The sequence below is a fragment of the Enterobacter sp. KB-280D8 genome (genome assembly GCF_041399405.1).
Taxonomy (GTDB): domain Bacteria; phylum Pseudomonadota; class Gammaproteobacteria; order Enterobacterales; family Enterobacteriaceae; genus Enterobacter; species Enterobacter cloacae_N.
Genome location: NZ_JBGKEC010000040.1, coordinates 1 through 346 on the forward strand (window position 1 = coordinate 1; position 346 = coordinate 346).

At 55.2% G+C, this 346-nt stretch carries 1 protein-coding gene; it reads left to right on the forward strand.

Going from position 1 to position 346, the window contains the following annotated elements:
* Nucleotides 1–346 (forward strand): phage portal protein (locus AB8818_RS22920; protein ID WP_371200041.1); only part of this gene is annotated, 346 nt, incomplete at both ends.

A 346-nucleotide genomic window follows, 5' to 3' on the forward strand; every position in this document is an offset into this window, starting at 1 on the left:
GGGCTGGAAAGCCTCACGCCTGCGTGCCCGTGCGGTTATTAAGGCGTATGAGGCGGTAAAGCAAACGCGTACCCACAAAGCCCAGAAGGAAAATCGTTCAGCCGATCAGCTCAGCCAGATGGGGGCGGTTTCACTGAGGCAGCAGGCGCGCTGGCTGGACAACAACCACGATCTGGTGATTGGCGTTTTCGACAAGCTGGAAGAAAGGGTGGTGGGTGCAAAGGGCATCATAGTTGAACCGCATCCGATGCTGACTAACGGGAAGATAGCTAAAAAGCTGGCCACTGATATCCGCAGAAAGTGGGGCGAATGGTCCGTAAGACCCGATGTTACAACCCAGTTTACC